A 3,215-nucleotide genomic window follows, 5' to 3' on the forward strand; every position below is an offset into this window, starting at 1 on the left:
GTAGTTGATGCCGACCTGCACGCAGTAGGTGAGCGCGTACAGCACGCAGACGGCGACGAACCGGGCCCGGCTGGGCGGGGCCTGGAACGTCCAACGACGATTGATCAGGTAGGCCGTGGTGGTGCCGGCGATGAAGCTGAGCGACTTGGCGACGTTGACCTGCAGGCCCAGCCGCAGCAACAACACGTAGAGCCCGAAGTCGACGACCGCCGACAGTCCGCCGGTGACGATGAATCGCCACGCCTGCGTCTTCAGCGGCAACTGCGCGCTCGCCGCGATCTCAGCCATCGGCGGGAAGTCTACGGGGGCGGCTAGACCCAGTAGGCGACCCGCGCGCGGTACTGCCGCATCGCGAACGCCGCCACCGTCCAGCCCAGCACGGTCAGCCCGATCACCACAACCCAGTGCCGCAGCTCCTGGTGGGCACCCAGCAGCGGGGCGCGCACGATATCTAGATAGTGCAGCAGCGGGTTGAGCTCGACGATTTTCGACCACTGTCCGGCGCCCTGCTGGCGCAGCGTCTCGTCGTTCCAGATGATCGGCGTCATGAAGAACAGCAACTGGACCACCGAGAACAGCAGCGGCCCGATGTCGCGGAACCGCGTCGACAGGATGCCGAAACAGAGCGACACCCAGACGCAGTTCAGCACGATCAGGCCCAGCGCCGGGATCACCGCCAGGTCGGCCAACGACCAGGGCTTCGGATAGATGATCGCGATGACGAGGTAGATGACGATGTTGTGCCCGAACAGGATGATCTGCCGCCACACCAGCCGGTAGACGTGCACCGAAAGCGGCGTCGGTAGCTGCTTGATCAATCCTTCGTTGGCGACGAACACGTCCGCGCCTTCCAGGATGGAGGCGTTGATCAGATTCCAGATGATCAGGCCGAGGGTGACGTAAGGCAGGTGCACCGAGAGCTGAAGGTGAAACAGCTTGGAGTACAGGCCGCCCATCGCGACCGCGGTGGTGCCGGTGGCAATGGTGATCCAGAACGGACCCAGCACCGAGCGGCGGTAGCGCTGCTTGATGTCCTGCCAGCCGAGGTGCAGCCACAGCTCGCGGCGGCGGTACCCGTCGACCAGGTCGCCCCACGCGCGGGCCATGGTCTTCGACTCTGCAGCGATGTCAACGATCGTCACGTGCGGGCCTTTCGAACTGTTCTCTACGGCCCAGCCGGCGCAGGCGCAGCCATTCCACCAGACCTTTGGGGTCGCGACGGGAGATCAGGAAAAACCAGCCGAAGCGCAGCCATTCCTGCAGCAGCAGTTTGCGCATGCCCGGCTGCGCCATCAGGTAGCCGCGGTTGCGGTAGGTGAAGTAGCGCTTGGTGGCGTCGTCGGGATACTGGGTGTGCATCCTGCCCGCCAGGATCGGCTTGAACTCCGCCGAACCGCAGGGATGCAGGTAGGCCGCATCGAGGCAGGTCCCGAACGCCAGCCCGGAGCGGACCAGCCGACGGTGCATTTCCACCTCGTCGCCGCGGACGAACAGCCGTAGGTCGGGCACGCCGATCGCCTCGAAGGCCGACGCACGAAACAGCGCGCCGTTGAACAGCGACGCGATGCCCGGCAGCAGATCCTGGCCGGCCTCGGTGCGCAACTCGCTGACCAGTCGGCGCCAGACCAGGCCGCGGCGCAACGGGAAGGCCAGCTTCGATGGTTCGTCGGCGTTGCACACCATCGGCGACACCTCGGCCAGCTGATGCTTGTCGGCGCAGGCCAGCAGCGTGGCCAGTACCTGACTGTCTTGCGGGCGGCCGTCGTCGTCGGCGAGCCACACCCAGTGCGCGCCGAGTGCCAGCGCATGCAGGATGCCGAGCGCGAAACCGCCTGCGCCGCCCAGGTTCCGGCGTGACGGCAGATAGGTCGTCGGGACGGGCTGACCGGCGACGAGATCGCGGACTGTGCCGTCACCGTCGTCGGAAAAATCGTTGTCGACCACGATCAACTGATCCAGCGGCCGGCTCTGGCTGCTCAGCACGTCCAGCGACGTGGCGAGCAGGTCGACGCGCCGGTGGGTCACCACCACGGCGCACACCATGGCCGGCGGGGTCATGCGCCGCTCCTCCTCATCGCTGCGCTCTGCATCGTCGCCGGCGGGGTCATGCCCGCTCAGTTTCCGCCAGCACTTCACGGACATGACGGGCGGCGTCTTCGCCCTCATAGGCCCGCACGACGTCTTCGATTCCGCCGGTCTGCTTGATAACGCCGTGGTCGATCCACATCGCCGTCTTGCACAGCCGCGCCAGGAATTCGTTTGAATGGCTTGCAAAAACCAAGATTCCGGACCGCTCGACGAGTTTCTGCAGCCGGGTCTGCGCCTTCTTGAGGAAGTCGGCGTCGACGGCACCGATGCCCTCGTCGAGCAGCAGGATCTCCGGGTCGATGCTGGTGACCACGCCCATCGCCAACCGCACCCGCATGCCGGTGGAGTAGGTCCGCAGCGGCATCGACAGATAGTCACCGAGTTCGGTGAAGTCGGCGATCTCGTCGACCTTGGCCAGCATTTGCTTACGGGTTTGGCCGAGGAACAGGCCGCGGATGATGATGTTCTCGTAGCCCGAGATCTCGGGGTCCATTCCCACGCCGAGGTCGAACACCGGGGCCACCCGACCGCGAACGATCGCCGATCCGCGGGTCGGCTCGTAGATGCCCGAAAGTAGGCGCAGCAGCGTCGATTTCCCGGCCCCGTTGTGGCCGACCAGCCCGACTCGGTCACCGAGCTCCAGCGACATGGTGATATCGCGCAACGCCTCGATGACCACCACATTGGACGCGTTGCGCCCGATCGAGCCGCCCAGAAAGGTCTTTTTCAGCGACCGTGACTTGGCGTCGAAGATCGGAAACTCCACCCACGCCTCGTGGGTCTCGATGCGTGGACCCGTCGGTGTCACTGGTTGCCCTACAGGTACTGCCCGGTGCCGGAGCCGGGTCTACCGTGCCCGTGGCTTCCGGGTGGCAGGCCACGCTGTTCGCGCATCTGCTCAAGCTGCGCACGGGCCGCCATCTGCTGTGCGAACAACGCGGTCTGGATGCCGTGGAACAGACCCTCCAGCCAGCCGACCAACTGGGCTTGCGCGATCCGCAGCTCGGCGTCCGACGGCACATTGCCCTCCGTGAACGGCAGCGTGAGCCGCTCGAGCTCGTCACGCAGCTCCGGTGCCAGCCCGTCTTCGAGCTCGCGGATGCTGGTGGCGTGGATCTCGCGCAGCC

The 3,215-nt window shown here is 65.9% G+C and carries 5 protein-coding genes; all 5 read right to left on the reverse strand.

Annotated features, from left to right (window positions below):
* A partial coding sequence (locus AC2VOG_RS12325; protein ID WP_486940181.1) for a GtrA family protein occupies positions 1-288 on the reverse strand: 288 nt, incomplete at its 3' end.
* Between the two features lie 23 nt (positions 289-311).
* The gene (wzm, locus tag AC2VOG_RS12330) at positions 312-1,142 is read right to left on the reverse strand and encodes a galactan export ABC transporter permease subunit Wzm/RfbD (protein ID WP_486940182.1); all 831 of its coding nucleotides are present in this window, start codon (positions 1,140-1,142) and stop codon (positions 312-314) included.
* Positions 1,129-2,043 carry a galactofuranosyltransferase GlfT1 gene (gene glfT1 / locus AC2VOG_RS12335; RefSeq protein ID WP_486940185.1) on the reverse strand — a complete coding sequence of 305 codons (915 nt, stop codon included), beginning with the start codon at positions 2,041-2,043 and terminating at the stop codon, positions 1,129-1,131. The genes wzm and glfT1 overlap by 14 nt, the downstream gene beginning before the upstream one ends.
* A 61-nt stretch (positions 2,044-2,104) precedes the next feature.
* Positions 2,105-2,896 (reverse strand): galactan export ABC transporter ATP-binding subunit Wzt/RfbE, encoded by a 792-nt coding sequence (wzt, locus tag AC2VOG_RS12340; RefSeq protein WP_486940183.1) that lies wholly within the window; start codon positions 2,894-2,896, stop codon positions 2,105-2,107.
* 8 nt (positions 2,897-2,904) lie between these two features.
* A partial coding sequence (locus AC2VOG_RS12345) for a proteasome activator (RefSeq protein ID WP_486940184.1) occupies positions 2,905-3,215 on the reverse strand: 311 nt, incomplete at its 5' end.

This window comes from Mycobacterium sp. TH-M11 (assembly GCF_057473725.1).

Bases quoted from the DNA above. Each gene is read 5' to 3' on its own strand.
- glfT1 (WP_486940185.1), bottom strand. From the start codon at position 2,043: ATGGTGTGCGCCGTGGTGGTGACCCACCGGCGCGTCGACCTGCTCGCC.